This window comes from Flavobacterium granuli (assembly GCF_031456055.1).
Taxonomy (GTDB): Bacteria; Bacteroidota; Bacteroidia; order Flavobacteriales; family Flavobacteriaceae; genus Flavobacterium; species Flavobacterium granuli_A.
In genome coordinates this window covers 906,301-920,253 of sequence record NZ_JAVDTX010000001.1, presented here as the reverse complement: position 1 = coordinate 920,253, position 13,953 = coordinate 906,301, and the positions used below count along the sequence as shown (strand labels likewise).

Here is a 13,953-nt window from a genome sequence, read left to right as displayed (position 1 = left end):
CTGATACTTTTAAAATTGCTGACCTATGATAAAATGCGTTTGCCATCCACTTGGTTGTATTGCTCCAGGAACAGCATCAAATCCATAACCAAAATCAATACCCAATAAACCAAATGCAGGCATAAATACTCTTAAACCAACACCAGCTGAACGAGCCAAATTAAACGGTTGATAATCTGATAATGATTCATACGATTGTCCCGCCTCCGCAAAAGTTAAAGCATAAATAGATGCTGATGATTTTAACGTAATTGGATAACGTAATTCTAATGAAAATTTATTGTAAACAGTAGCTCCATATGCATCTCCAGTAGAACTTGAAGGTGTTAGAGATCCATTTTCATATCCTCTTAACTGAATGTTTTGTCTTCCATCAATCGAACTTCCAGCCATTCCATCTCCTCCTAAATAATATCTTTCAAAAGGAATAACTCCTCTGTCTTGATTGTATGCTCCCAAAAATCCAAATTGCATTAAAGTACGTAATACTAATTTTTTATACAAAGTAGTAAACCAGTCTCCTGTAACTTGTACTTTATAATACTCTAACCATTTGTATTTTTCTTGATCCACTTTGCCGGGATCTGCAACTGCGTCTTGATAATTGTCCACTTTATTAGGGACAGTACTTGAAGATCCTGGTAATTGGTCTAAATAATCTCCAGCATTTACCACTCGGTCATTATTATCTACATAGGAACTTCCAGAGTAAATATATTTATATTTTTGTTGATCTCCTAATGTCGCATAATCTATTCCATTAAATAGGGAATAAGGAAGTGTAAATTCACCAGTTATTCCAAATTCAGCACCATAGGTTGGGAATATAGGGTTGAATCCTTTACTGTTTCTTGTCAAACCAACAGAATAGGATAGATTTTTAGATGTTCCATTTGCAAATGTAAATAATCCGTAAAGATAGTTATGCAAGTCATACTGTTGGTAACTAATAGATTGTGAAAGAGTGAAAAAGTCATCAGGCACAGTCAATCTTTTTGCCATTCCAACAGACAAAGAGGTGATGTTTATGTATTTTGATTTGTCAACCTTTTGCATTTGGTAGTTCGAGCTGTATTGCTGGCTAAATGCAAATGAAGTGCTAAATTGTATCGGTTTTTTTCCTCCAAACCAAGGTTCAGAAAAAGATAAACTATAAGTTTTGTAATATGAACTTGCTTGAAGACGTAAAGCTACTTTTTGTCCGTCTCCCATAGGAAGTGGATGATATGCATCTTTGTTGAATAAATTTCTTGCCGAAAAGTTATTGAAAGATAGTCCTAAAGTTCCTACGAAACCACCTCCACCATATCCTCCTTGAAGTTCAATTTGGCTAGCTCCTTTTTCTATTACATGGTATTCGATATCTACAGTTCCTGCGCCCGCATCAACATTTTTGAATTGAGGATCAATTTTTTCAGGGTCAAAAAAGCCTAATTGACCAATCTCTCTGATGGTTCTAACTAATTCTCCTTTGTTGTATTTTTCTCCTGGTTTTGTTCTTAATTCACGATAGATAACTTCATCGTTTGTTTTGTCATTTCCAACAACCGTAATTTTGTTGAAATAGGCAATTGGACCTTCTGTAACACGGATTTCAAAATCAATTACGTTATCGGCTGTTCTTGTTTCTACAGCATTTATAGTTGAAAACAGGTACCCATTATTTTGGTATAAATTGGTAATGTCTTCACCATCTGGCTTTGATTTGTCTGCAATCCTTTCCTGAAGAAGTACTCCATTATACACGTCTCCAGTGCGGATGCCCAACATGCTACGTAGACCTTCGTCAGAGTAAACAGTGTTTCCGATAAATTTAATATTTCCAAAATAATATTTAAGACCTTCCTCAACTTTGATTTTTATATAGAGGGCATTTTCTTCTTTATTATATGAAACAGAATCTCCTAAAATACGGGCATCGCGATATCCGATTTTTTTATAATCATTAACTATGCTTTCTAAATCTTCTTGGTATTTGTCTTCAATGTATTTTGATCTTTTCAAAACGTGAAAGAAATTTTTTTCTTTTGTGTTTTTCATCGAGCCAAGTAGTTTACTACTTGCAACATCTTTATTGCCTTCAAAATCAATTTTGTAAATTTTGATTTTCTCGCCTATGTCAACTTTTACAAGCATGTTTACTTGATTCGAAGTTAGAGCGGTGTCTTTTGATGTAGTTATGTAAACTTTAGCATTGAAAAAACCATCTTTTTTGTATTTTTTTTCAATGTAGTTTTTTGTGGTAGTGATTAAGTTTTCGGTAACAATTTTACCATTGGTTAACCCATTGTCTTTAATGAAAGATTCTGTTTTGCTTTTGGATACACCAACAAACTTTACTTCATTGATTTTTGGTAATTCTTTGATGTTCAAGTCTAGGTAGATGCTGTCATTTTCTATTCTATTTACATAAAATGAAATTTCATCAAAAAGTCCAAGCTTTCCTAATTTTTTTATTGAACTACTGATTTGTTCTCCCGGAACAGTAATTTCTTGTCCTTTTTCCAAACCAGCAAAAGTAACTACAGTTTGAGGATTGAAACTTATATCTCCAACTACTTTTACATCTGCTAATATGTATTTTTTACCTTGGTCAAATGGTACTCTGTCTTGGGCTTTAATTTGAGTAAAGGTTCCTAAAATTAAAAAGGTAAGGACTAGTTTTATGCTTTTATGTAACACTAAAAAATTATTTAATTTGTTCACTTGTTTTTCCAAATCGACGTTCTCTTTTTTGATAACTAATGATAGCCTCATGTAAATCTTGTTCTTTAAAATCGGGCCATAAAACATCAGTAAAATACAATTCTGCATAGGCTATTTGCCACAGCAAAAAATTACTTATTCTGTGTTCTCCACTAGTTCTTATTAATAAATCAACATCCGGTAAATTATGCGTGTAAAGATGCTCATTTATAATTGAATCGTCAATACTGTCTATTGAAATTATATTATTTTTAACTTTATCGCTTATTATTTTCACAACATTTACTAATTCTTCCCTAGATCCGTAGCTTAAGGCAAGAGTTAATGTCATTTTCGTATTGTCTTTTGTTTTGTCGAGGACCTCGAATAGTTGCTTTTGGGCTTTGCTTGGTAATTTTTCTAAATTACCGATGGCGTTCATCTTGATGTTGCCTTCTTGCATTGTTTTGAGTTCTTTCTTTAATGAATTGATTAAAACTCTCATTAAAGTGTCTACTTCAAGCTTGGGTCTGTTCCAATTTTCTGTTGAAAAAGCATATAGAGTTAGGTATTCTACCCCTAAATCTAAACATTCTTGGATGATTTTTTTTACAGATTTTGAACCGCTCTCATGTCCAAGCGTTCTGATGAAACCTTTTTGTTTTGCCCAACGACCATTTCCGTCCATGATAATGGCGAGGTGTTTAGGAATATTGTCTGTGTTTATTTTGTCTTTTAACATCTTATTTTTAATCTGCGCAGTAACACGGCTTATCTCCAAAAGTATACGTAAATGTTACTCCAGAGAATACATACCAATCTATATTATTTATATTGCCGAATTTGGGCAGATTACTGTTACTTGGATTACTGCCGTCAATATTGTCAGTAAAAGTATATCGAGCTCCAACTTCTAAACCTAAAACGAAATCTCTTAATAAATTTGCTTTTACACCAAGAGTTATTGGTATTGCAACACTGCTTTTTGTGTTGTTTTTATGAGTAACCCCCGAAATTACATATAAATCATCGTAAAGGAAATAACTTAATCCTGAAAATACATAAGGAGTCCATTTTGGTTTTTCCTCATGTAAATTAAAATCAAAAAAATTAAATTCTAATCCAGCTGATAGCTCTTTTATGTTGTTTGCAAATTTATATCCTCTATTATATCTACCAGATTCTTTTGAATCATGGTCATTTCCGGAAATTTGTGACTGAGTATAGGAAAATCTATAAGCATGTCTTGGGCTTTTATTCCATCTGTATAAAATACCGAATGCAGGTTCATTTGGAGCTATGTAAGTTGTTGATCCTACATCGCCTATGTAATTACTGCCTCCAAGAAAAACTCCTATTTCATTGATTTGAGCATGAATAGAAGAAAAGGTAAAAAAGCATAAAAATGAAATAAAAATTTTACTCATAAATTATAAAATTGCCGCAAATATAATAATTATCAATAGGATTCAATACGTATCTTAGGAATACTCTCTTTTTTTAGACGAGTACTCTTTTTTTATAGACAAAGGATGTAATATTAACGATAAAAAAGTAATAATTCGTATAGGAGGTTTTAATTCCTTCTGTCCTCGCCCCAAAGCAATTTTGTTCTTAGGGTTTTTAAAAAAGTTTCTTCCGGAATCTCCACCATATTTATTTCAAAATTTGTTTTCTTAATTGTCAAAATCGAATCATTTGCTACACTTGTTATCCTAGAATCCAAGGATACTAAATACTGCTCTTCTCTTCCGGATACTTTTAAACGTATTTCTGTTGCGTCTGGAACCACAAGAGGTCTTGCATTTAGATTATGTGGTGCAATAGGTGTAATGACTAAACTCTTTACATCAGGTGTCAAAATAGGACCGCCACAACTCAAAGAATATCCTGTAGTTCCGGTTGGCGTTGCTATAATTAAACCATCTGCCCAGTATGAATTTAAAAACTCATCGTTCAGATACGTATCTATGGTGATCATCGAAGTAGTTTCTTTTCGACTCACCGATATTTCATTCATGGCAAAATTAAGGCCTTCTATAGCTTTGTTTTCAGGCAAACAACTAAGGCTTAAAAGAGTTCTTTTTGAAATTTTATATTTTTTATCAATAACAAACTGCATGAATGCTGCTATGTTTTCTTTTTGTACCGTTGCCAAAAATCCCAACCTTCCTGCATTTATTCCCAAAATAGGCACTCCAGAATTGCGGACCAATGTTACTGCTCTTAGAATTGTTCCATCACCGCCTATGCTAATCAACATATCGTAGCTGGAGTCCAGTTCATCGTGAGAGGAAAAGGTGTTGTATTCGTTTTCAATGATTTTTTTTTCATACAGCATCTTTAAGAAATTAGATTCAATAACCATTTCTACATTATTATTGTTGAAAAACACAAAAATGTCTTTTATGATAGGTTCTGTGCTAACTAAATAATATTGGCCGTAAATAGCTACTTTCATTTCTTTTGGTTTTGAAATTTTTGTTATTCGTTATTTTGGATTTTTAATGACTTAATCCAAATAATTACATGTTCAAATATTTATCTAAATAATCAGAGCGTTCTTTTAAACTTTTGATGTAATTGTCTTCGTTATGTTCCGAAATGATGTCGTAGTTATATCTTCTGAAAGTTTGAATGATCTCATTTAATGAGCCAACGCTAATTTTGATAGTGACTTCGATGGTATTTACATCCGAATTTGAAATGAAAAGGCCTAAAAGTTTAGCATTGTTACTCTCTACAATTTGTACAATTTGACTCATCGAGTAATCAATATTGTTTTTACTAACTATAATGATGGCTCCCGGTTCTTTTAAGAAAGGAGTCTCATGGAAGAATTTAATGACATCTTCAATTTCATAATATCCTACATACTTATTATTTTCGTCCAAAATGGGAACTAAGTTCGTATGGTTTTTAGCAAAAACTTCCAAAACATCCAGCCAAATCATATCTGTTCTGGCAAAAAAATGTTCGAGTACATATTTATATTCATTGATTTTTTTATCACTGTCAAAAGTTTCAATGTCATCAGCAGCGATACTTCCAATGAAAATTTCTTCTTCAATGACTGGGAAGTGAGAAAAGGTCAAATCACCAAAAAAATCTTGAACTGATCCAATGGTTTCTTGAGCGTCAATTGCTTTGTAGTCGTTTGTAATGTAGTCTTTTAAATCTGTCATAAATCTATCCTCAATAATCGACGCAAAATAATCAAAAATATACAAAATCTGCTAGGTTTTACTTTGTATTTTTGTGTTTTAAATATAATAACATACCTATTAATGACTGTTTCTATGACAAAACTTAGCGTAAATATAAATAAGATTGCCACTTTGCGTAATGCTCGTGGAGGAAATGTGCCTAATTTATTAAAAGTAGCTACTGATATTCAGCAGTTTGGTGGTCAGGGGATAACGATTCATCCACGCCCAGATGAACGTCATATTCGCTACCAAGATGCCAGAGATTTAAAGGCAATTGTATATACAGAATATAATATTGAAGGAAATCCTCAACATAATTTTATCGATTTGGTTTTAGAATGTAAGCCAGATCAAGTTACCTTGGTTCCTGATGCTGTTGGTGCAATTACCTCTTCTGCGGGTTGGGATACTGTAAAAAACCAATCGTATTTGTCTGAAGTGATTCAGGAATTTCAAAGAAACGGAATTAGAACTTCCATTTTTGTTGATCCAATTCTTGAAATGATTGAAGGAGCCAAAAAAACAGGTACTGACAGAATTGAATTATACACTGAAGCTTTCGCTCATCAATACGATTTGGGAAATAAGAACGGAATTGATCCATACGTGAAATCTGCAGTTTTGGCTAACGAACTAGGTTTAGGAATTAATGCAGGCCATGATTTAAGCTTGGATAATATTCAGTTTTTTAAACAAAATATCCCGGGATTATTGGAAGTGTCAATTGGTCACGCCCTTATTTCTGAAGCGATTTATCTTGGATTGGATAATGTAGTGAATATGTATTTGCAAAAATTAAAATAGTTTAAATTGATTAAGGATTCTGGGATGTAGAGTTTAAATTCTGCGATCTAAAATCTAAAATCTGCAATCTGAATAATTATGCTCTACTCAAAAATAGAAGGTTCTGGAAAACCGTTGCTTATAATTCACGGTTTTCTTGGTATGTCCGACAACTGGAAAACACTGGCAACTCAATTTGTCACCGATGGTTTTCAAGTTCATCTGCTGGATTTGCGCAATCACGGACGCAGTTTTCATTCGGACGAATTTAGTTATGAAATCATGGTTCAAGATGTTATTGACTATTGTCAAGCAAATAATCTTAAATCGATTGATGTAATAGGCCATTCGATGGGTGGAAAAACGGCAATGCTTTTGGCTACTTCCTATCCTAATTTAGTTAATAAATTATTGGTAGCGGATATTGGACCTAAGTTTTATGCTCCGCATCATCAAGATATATTAGCGGGATTGAATGCCGTTGATTTTTCAGTAAAACCAAGTAGAAATGAGGTTGAAGAAATAATGAAAAATTTTATACCCGATTTTGGGACACGACAATTTTTGATGAAAAGTTTATATTGGCAAGAACCAGGTCAATTGGCTTTCCGATTTAATTTAGATGTTTTCAATAGAAAAATTGATGAAATCGGTAAGGCATTGGCTCCTGATTTGATTTTTGAAAAGCCAACTCTTTTTATGCGTGGGGGAAGTTCTAATTATATACTTGATGAAGATTTTGATGAAATTAAAAGACATTTTCCTGCTTCAAGCATAGCAACAATTCCAAATGTAGGTCATTGGCTTCATGCTGAAAATCCTGCAATGTTTTATGAATTAGCAAGTGCTTTTTTAAAATAGTATAGTAAACTATCGAAAATTTATTATATTTATTAAAATTTTAAAAGACGACACAATGAATTTAATAATTAGAATAATTGTTACTGCAGGATTGGTTTTTGGAATTGCTCATTTTTTGCCAGGTGTACATGTGGCTGGTCCTTTTACAGCTATGGTTGTAGCTGTTGTTTTGGGATTGCTTAATATTTTTATTAAGCCTATTATGGTACTGCTGACTTTGCCTTTTACAATTGTAACTTTAGGTTTGTTTTTGTTGGTGGTAAATGGTTTGATGATTCTTTTGTGTTCCAAAATTGTGGGTGGCTTTACTGTCGATTCGATCTGGGTGGCTATATTTTTTAGTATTATATTGTCCTTTTCTCAGTCTATTGCTTATTCTATTATAGGGAATGATAAATAATCTAAGAATCAATTAAATTATTAATAATGAAAACACTAATTATAGTATTAACTGCATTCTTTGCTCTTGGATCTGCCGTATCAGCGCAAACAACAGCAACTGCTCCTAAAAAAGAAGTTCAAAAAACTACATACTCTTGCCCAATGCATCCCAAAGAAATAAGTGATAAAAAAGGGAAATGCAGTAAATGCGGAATGGATTTGGTAGTAAACAAAGAAACCGTACACAGTACCACTCAAAAAGAAAGTCAAACCACTACTGTAGCAAAAAGCAAATATGTTTGCACAATGGATGGTGCCACAGCTGACAAACCAGGAAAATGCCCGAAATGCGGTATGGCTTTGACTGAAAGAAAGAGTGATAAAAAATAAGTAAATCGCTAGATTGATTTTCTAACAGCCTTTTGATAAGGCTGTTTTTTTATATAACGAAGTGTTAAAAGTTGATTACGATAAAATAAAAACTACTTGTAATTATTGTTATTTGTAGATTTGAAAAAAAATAATTGTTATGTTGGAACTTTCAGAAATCTGGGTTTATCCTGTAAAATCGTTAGGCGGAATTTCATTGCAGGAAGCTTTAGTTACGGATCGTGGTTTGGAATTGGATAGACGTTGGTTGTTGGTTGATGATAGTGGGCGATTTTTGTCGCAACGGGAGCATCCAGCATTGGCTCTTTTTAGCCAAGAAATTGTTAGTGATTTTTTGAGAATTACCCACAGGGTAGATTTGGAATCTATCGACATTCCGCTTCGTCCAGTTTTTTCTGATACAGTATCTAAAATCGAAGTGACGGTTTGGGATGATACCATTGAAGCTTTTGAAGTGAGTCAAAAGGCGACTGAGTGGTTTACAAAACTACTGGGATTCTCAGCTCGATTAGTGTATATGCCAGAAGATAGCGAACGAAAATTAGATCCCGATTACGCCATTACGGGCGATGAAATTAATTCTTTTTCGGACGCGTATCCCTTTTTGATTATTGGACAAGCTTCGTTGGATGATTTGAATGGGAGATTGGAAGTTAAGCTTCCGATGAATCGTTTTCGACCAAATTTTGTTTTTACCAATGGCGATGCTTTTGAGGAAGATGCTTGGCGAGAATTCAAAATTGGTGACGTTTCTTTTCTTGGGGTGAAACCTTGCGACCGATGTGTGATGACAACAGTTGATCAAGAAAAGGGAGTGATTTCTGGAAAAGATCCATTAAAAACATTGGCGAAATATAGAAATTTCGGTAATAAAGTGTTGTTTGGACAGAATTTAATTGGACTGGGATTGGGGACAGTGAAGGTTGGGGATTCCGTTAGGGTTTTGAATTTTAAAAAATAACTTCACTCCAGACGTCTTGTTTTTGGTTGAAATTCTCTTTTACTATTCCAGTTTAATTTCATCTATTTTCTTCATTATTTTTTTGGTTTCTGATAACGCGAGTATTACTTTTTGATGATAAGTGTTAAGGTTGTCGGCTTTTTGGTTTTCCAGCGAATGTATTTGTTTGATTTGGGAACCAATTTCAGAGAGTGTCCAAAAAATTTCTGCATTTTTTGGGTATATAAAATTCATTTTTAAGTATTCTTTATCTCTAGAATGGAAGCTTGATGAATGCAAAACAGCATACACATAATTTAGAATGTCAATCGGATCGAAAGTTTGCCTGAATTCTGGACGAACCTCTTTATTGTTTGCCATGCAAACGTTGCCTTCGGAATCTTTTACAAGAATAAAGTTTAAACCTGTTTTGTGAGCTATTTGATTGATTATTTCTTCGGTTAGCTTTAGAATATTCCCATTATATAATTCCGGTGCAATACCTTGTTGGTATGTTGCACTTATGCTTGAAAGGTATTGATCTAGAGTCATTGTGCTTTGAATTAAAGCTTTAATCACTACAAAGATAATTTTATTTGGGTTTCTTAGGATGTTTTTTTTGATGAAAAGGCCTGCAGACGGTACAGGTTAGTGTAATTTTTTAACATAATAAATCGAAATAATGAATCGTACAACTGTAAAGAATGCCACAAAGTATGTTACTCTTTGTTTTCTTTGCGATTGTCTAAATTGTAAAGCTTTTCTACTTTGCTGAATTTCTGGCATTTGCGAGTGAAAAGTCCAAATCAATACGTTAAAAAGACAATTGAAAACCATAACTTTGCACAATAAATGGAAATAGTATTTCCATTTATTGTAAATTTTCTTGAATGGATTTTATTCTGTTCATTGAATCTGAAGTTTTTCGAAGATTAGCACTTTTTTTAAGTGCTTATTATCGCTCAGAATGTTTGCAAAAAAAACAGTTCAATTTCACTGCAAAAAGGAATATTCCCCCACAAAAAAAAACGTTTTAAATGAATGTTTTATCGACTAAATAGGTTGATTAAAAGATATTTGTTTTTTACGACATTTTCAAAAAAATTAGTGTAGTAGTCAGTCAAGGCAACCATTAAATAAATAATTCATGCAAATGAAATCAATTTCCAATCAAATGTCCGAAAAGGAATCGATCTTAACTTCGATAAGTGATAACTTGGCAGACGGGATGATTTATCGCCTTGTTACCAATGATAAAGGCGAACGAAAGTTTACCTATTTAAGTGGTTCGTTCCAAAAAATATATGGGCATACGCCTGAAGAAGGTATGGCTGATCCATCACTTATATTTGGCCGTGTCCTAGAGGAGGATGTTCAGTCTTTATTAGATGCTGAGGCTGAGTCCAAAAGAAATTTATCGACATATAGATGTGAAGTTAGAATGAAGAATCCCGATGGGACTATTCGTTTTTCCAAGTTTGTCTCGACGCCAAAAGTTATGGAAGGTGGTTCTATATGTTGGGATGGAATTGAACTTGATATTACAGATCTAAAAAAAGCACAAACCGATTTGCAGCAAAGTCAGTTCTTGTTGGAAACTATAGCCAACGGAACGCCAGACGGTATTTTTGCCAAGGATCTTGACGGGCGTTATCTGTTTGTCAATTCTGTAATGGCAAAGCATGCTAATAAGAGTCCAGAAGAGTTTTTGGGTAAAGATAATAGCGCTTTTTTCCCTGCTGATCAAGTAAAAAAAGCATGGACAAGGGATCTTGAGGTTTTGAAGTCAGGGGAGATACAAACTTTCGAAGAACAATACATTACCTCTTCAGGGGATGATATTATCTTTTTGACTACCAAGGGCCCCATTAAAGATGTTCATGGCGAAACTATTGGTTTATTTGGAATTGCCGTTGACATTACTGAACTAAAAAAAACGCAGGCAGATTTGAAGAGAAGCCAATTCTTGATGCAAAGTATAACCGATGGATTACCGGACAGTATTTTTGCAAAGGATCTTAATGGGAACTTTACGTTTGTAAATTCTGCATTAACAAAGCGTTTTAATAAAAGTGCTGAGGAACTTTTGGGTAATGATATTAACAGTGTTTTTTCTCCTGATGTGTCAAATCTAAGAAAGGCAATGGATGTTAAAATTATAAAAGACGGAAAGACGCGGACTTTTGAAGAACAGGAGACTACACCATCAGGGAGCGTTGTTTATTTGGCAACCAAAGGGGCAATTAAAGACGAGCAGGGCAATACTATTGGTTTGTTTGGAATTGACCGTGATATTACAGCTCTAAAAAACACACAAGAAGAATTGCAACAAAATCAGTTTTTGTTGAAAAGTGTTGCGGATGGATTGCCGGACAGTATTTTTGCTAAGGATCTTGATGGGCGTTATCTGTTCGTTAATTCTGCTGGGGCTAAACGTTCCAATATGAGTCCTGAAGATCTTTTGGGTAAAGATAATAGCGTTATTTTTCCTAAAGATGAAGCAAATAAAACAAGGGACATGGATTTTCAAATTATGAAATCTGGAAGAACCAAGACTTTTGAAGAACAATTGACTACATCATCAGGGGATGTTATCTATTTAACGACTAAAGGCCCGATTAAAAATACAGAAGGGAAAACGGTTGGTTTGTTTGGAATTGCGCGAGACATAACGGAACGCAAGAAATCTGAAGAAGCATTGAGAGTTTCGCAAGAAAAATTTGAGTTTGCGTTCAATTCCAGCCCCAATGCAATTTTAATACAAGATATACGAACTGGAAAATATACAGAAGCCAATGCTTCAACTGAAAAAATATTTGGGTATAGTCAAGAGGAAGTTGTAGGGAAAACTTCACTAGAATTAAATTTATATAAAGACATAGCGGTTCGTAAAAGAGCAATAGAAGTTTTTAATGATCAGGGGTATATTCGAAATATGGAAGTTGTTGGTTTGCATGCTTCGGGAACAGATTTACATTTATTGTTAACTGTACAACTTCATTATGTTGACAATAAGCCTTTCATGTATATAGATTTGCAGGATGTTACGGAACAGAAGAGAAGTGAAGAAGTATTGAGAATTTCGCAGAAAAAATTTGAGTTTGCTTTTAATTCGAGTCCCAATGCAATTTTAATACAGAATGAGCTTACTCGAAAGATTTTAGAGGTCAATGAATCAAACACAAGAATATTTGGGCATAGCCGAGAGGAAGCTTTGGCAAAGACACCTTTTGAATTAAATCTATACAAAGACCCAAGTTCTCGAGAAAAACTCTTTGAAATTTTGAAAAAGCAGGGGTATGTACAAAATATGGAAATTGTTGGGCTTCATAAATCTGGAGCTGATTTGTATTTGTTGGTAACCATAGAGCGCTATTATGTGGATAATGATCCTTATTTATATGTTAATATTCAGGATGTAACTGAGCAAAAGAAAAAGGAAGAGGCATTGAGAATTTCGCAGAAAAAATTTGAGTTTGCCTTTAATTCGAGTCCCGATGCAATTTCAATACAGGATGAGCAGACAGGAAAATTTATGGAAGTTAACGTTTCAACCTCAAAAGTATTTGGGTACAGTAAAGAGGAATTTTTTTCAAAAACTCCTTTAGAATTAAATTTGTATAAAGACGCAGCTTTTCGTGGAAAAGTACATGAAATTTTGGAAGCGCAAGGGACTGTTCGAAATATGGAAGTTCTTTGCCTTAACAAATATGGGGAGGATGTACCCATATTATTAACTGTAGAACGTCATTTTGTTGATAGTAAACCTGTTTTGTTTATCAACGGGCACGATATTAGAGAACGTAAACAAGTGGAACTGGAGCTTCAAAAGCTAAATCTCGATAAAGATCGTTTCATATCTATTCTTGGTCACGATTTGAGAGGTCCGGTAAACAGTATCGTTGGTTTGCTAGATCTTATGCATGAAAATATAGTCGATATGGATATGGAGGAAATAAAAGAAATCACAGATTTAGTTTATCTATCGGCAAAAAATACTTCAAAATTATTGGATGACGTACTGCTGTGGGCTACGGCAAAGTCAGGTAAAATGAAGTTCAATCCTCAAATCATAAATTTTAAAGAAGAATGCCAAGGTGTTGTTGAGTTACTTCAATTTGCAGCCACTGCTAAAAATATTGCAATTGAGACACATTGTGAGCTTTGTGAGGATTCATTGGAGATTTACGCTGATAAAAACATGCTGAATACTATGTTAAGGAATTTGATTTCTAATGCCTTGAAGTTTACTTATGAAGATGGTAAAATTACTATAAAGGCAGAAAAGACGACTGAGAAAACAGTAGTTTCCATTGCTGACAATGGTGTAGGTATTGATTCTAAAGATGTCAACAAGATATTTGACAAAGCACAATTGTTTACTTTAATTGGGACAAATGAGGAAAAGGGGACAGGTTTTGGTTTGAAACTTTGTCAGGAATTCGTTGAAAAACATGGAGGAGAAATTTGGGTAGAAAGCGAAGTCGGAAAAGGGACTACTTTTTATTTTTCGCTTCCTAATGCTATTTGAAATTAAGCTGTATAAATGTAATGTTGTTGCATAACTCTAAATTTCTCGTTTTACGCTCGCGAGAGGGATAGTAGCAAGCTACCAAAGTAGCGCGAATAGCCCGACCGTATTTTTGGGAAGGGCCGCATAAGTGCAAAGTAGATTTGGCCCTTGCCAAAAATGGGGTCTCGCCC

General features: G+C 33.9%; 12 protein-coding genes. 6 read left to right on the top strand and 6 right to left on the bottom strand.

Annotation, left to right across the window (positions count from 1 at the left end; genetic code table 11):
* Positions 1–9: 9 nt before the first annotated feature.
* From J2W95_RS03995 to J2W95_RS03975, 5 genes are all read right to left on the bottom strand, one after another.
* A complete protein-coding gene (locus tag J2W95_RS03995; protein WP_310004175.1) occupies positions 10–2,757 on the bottom strand; it encodes a BamA/OMP85 family outer membrane protein in 2,748 nt (915 codons plus the stop codon).
* Complete coding sequence (locus J2W95_RS03990) at positions 2,690–3,427, bottom strand: isoprenyl transferase (RefSeq protein WP_310004173.1); 738 nt, start codon at positions 3,425–3,427, stop codon at positions 2,690–2,692. The genes J2W95_RS03995 and J2W95_RS03990 overlap by 68 nt, the downstream gene beginning before the upstream one ends.
* 7 nt (positions 3,428–3,434) lie before the next feature.
* The gene (gene porG, locus J2W95_RS03985; RefSeq protein WP_310004171.1) at positions 3,435–4,112 is read right to left on the bottom strand and encodes a type IX secretion system protein PorG; all 678 of its coding nucleotides are present in this window, start codon (positions 4,110–4,112) and stop codon (positions 3,435–3,437) included.
* A gap of 149 nt (positions 4,113–4,261) precedes the next feature.
* On the bottom strand, positions 4,262–5,146 hold the full coding sequence (locus J2W95_RS03980) for an NAD kinase (RefSeq protein ID WP_310004169.1): 885 nt from the start codon (positions 5,144–5,146) through the stop codon (positions 4,262–4,264).
* Positions 5,147–5,210: 64 nt separating this feature from the next.
* Entirely contained in the window at positions 5,211–5,870 is a 660-nt protein-coding gene (locus tag J2W95_RS03975) for a CBS domain-containing protein (protein ID WP_310004167.1), read from the bottom strand.
* 114 nt (positions 5,871–5,984) lie between these two features.
* On the opposite strand from J2W95_RS03975, the gene J2W95_RS03970 reads away from it, so the two are divergent.
* From J2W95_RS03970 to J2W95_RS03950, 5 genes are all read left to right on the top strand, one after another.
* Entirely contained in the window at positions 5,985–6,698 is a 714-nt protein-coding gene (locus J2W95_RS03970) for a pyridoxine 5'-phosphate synthase (RefSeq protein ID WP_310004165.1), read from the top strand.
* Between the two features lie 78 nt (positions 6,699–6,776).
* The gene (locus tag J2W95_RS03965) at positions 6,777–7,538 is read left to right on the top strand and encodes an alpha/beta fold hydrolase (RefSeq protein WP_310004164.1); all 762 of its coding nucleotides are present in this window, start codon (positions 6,777–6,779) and stop codon (positions 7,536–7,538) included.
* A gap of 55 nt (positions 7,539–7,593) precedes the next feature.
* On the top strand, positions 7,594–7,938 hold the full coding sequence (locus J2W95_RS03960) for a phage holin family protein (RefSeq protein ID WP_310004162.1): 345 nt from the start codon (positions 7,594–7,596) through the stop codon (positions 7,936–7,938).
* 26 nt (positions 7,939–7,964) lie between these two features.
* Positions 7,965–8,309: a heavy metal-binding domain-containing protein gene (locus J2W95_RS03955; RefSeq protein WP_310004159.1), complete on the top strand. Its 345-nt coding sequence runs from the start codon at positions 7,965–7,967 to the stop codon at positions 8,307–8,309.
* 139 nt (positions 8,310–8,448) lie between these two features.
* Positions 8,449–9,270 carry an MOSC domain-containing protein gene (locus tag J2W95_RS03950; RefSeq protein ID WP_310004158.1) on the top strand — a complete coding sequence of 274 codons (822 nt, stop codon included), beginning with the start codon at positions 8,449–8,451 and terminating at the stop codon, positions 9,268–9,270.
* A 42-nt stretch (positions 9,271–9,312) separates the two neighbouring features.
* On the opposite strand, the gene J2W95_RS03945 is transcribed toward J2W95_RS03950, so the two are convergent.
* A complete protein-coding gene (locus J2W95_RS03945) occupies positions 9,313–9,801 on the bottom strand; it encodes a type ISP restriction/modification enzyme (protein ID WP_310004156.1) in 489 nt (162 codons plus the stop codon).
* A gap of 601 nt (positions 9,802–10,402) precedes the next feature.
* Between J2W95_RS03945 and J2W95_RS03940 the strand changes: the two genes are divergently transcribed.
* Positions 10,403–13,780 carry a PAS domain S-box protein gene (locus tag J2W95_RS03940; protein ID WP_310004154.1) on the top strand — a complete coding sequence of 1,126 codons (3,378 nt, stop codon included), beginning with the start codon at positions 10,403–10,405 and terminating at the stop codon, positions 13,778–13,780.
* Positions 13,781–13,953 lie beyond the last annotated feature (173 nt).

Bases quoted from the DNA above. Each gene is read 5' to 3' on its own strand.
- J2W95_RS03975 (WP_310004167.1), bottom strand. From the start codon at position 5,870: ATGACAGATTTAAAAGACTACATTACAAACGACTACAAAGCAATTGAC.
- J2W95_RS03980 (WP_310004169.1), bottom strand. From the start codon at position 5,146: ATGAAAGTAGCTATTTACGGCCAATATTATTTAGTTAGCACAGAACCT.
- J2W95_RS03955 (WP_310004159.1), top strand. From the start codon at position 7,965: ATGAAAACACTAATTATAGTATTAACTGCATTCTTTGCTCTTGGATCT.
- porG (WP_310004171.1), bottom strand. From the start codon at position 4,112: ATGAGTAAAATTTTTATTTCATTTTTATGCTTTTTTACCTTTTCTTCT.
- J2W95_RS03960 (WP_310004162.1), top strand. From the start codon at position 7,594: ATGAATTTAATAATTAGAATAATTGTTACTGCAGGATTGGTTTTTGGA.
- J2W95_RS03945 (WP_310004156.1), bottom strand. From the start codon at position 9,801: ATGACTCTAGATCAATACCTTTCAAGCATAAGTGCAACATACCAACAA.
- J2W95_RS03940 (WP_310004154.1), top strand. From the start codon at position 10,403: ATGAAATCAATTTCCAATCAAATGTCCGAAAAGGAATCGATCTTAACT.
- J2W95_RS03950 (WP_310004158.1), top strand. From the start codon at position 8,449: ATGTTGGAACTTTCAGAAATCTGGGTTTATCCTGTAAAATCGTTAGGC.
- J2W95_RS03995 (WP_310004175.1), bottom strand. From the start codon at position 2,757: ATGAGGCTATCATTAGTTATCAAAAAAGAGAACGTCGATTTGGAAAAA.
- J2W95_RS03970 (WP_310004165.1), top strand. From the start codon at position 5,985: ATGACAAAACTTAGCGTAAATATAAATAAGATTGCCACTTTGCGTAAT.
- J2W95_RS03965 (WP_310004164.1), top strand. From the start codon at position 6,777: ATGCTCTACTCAAAAATAGAAGGTTCTGGAAAACCGTTGCTTATAATT.
- J2W95_RS03990 (WP_310004173.1), bottom strand. From the start codon at position 3,427: ATGTTAAAAGACAAAATAAACACAGACAATATTCCTAAACACCTCGCC.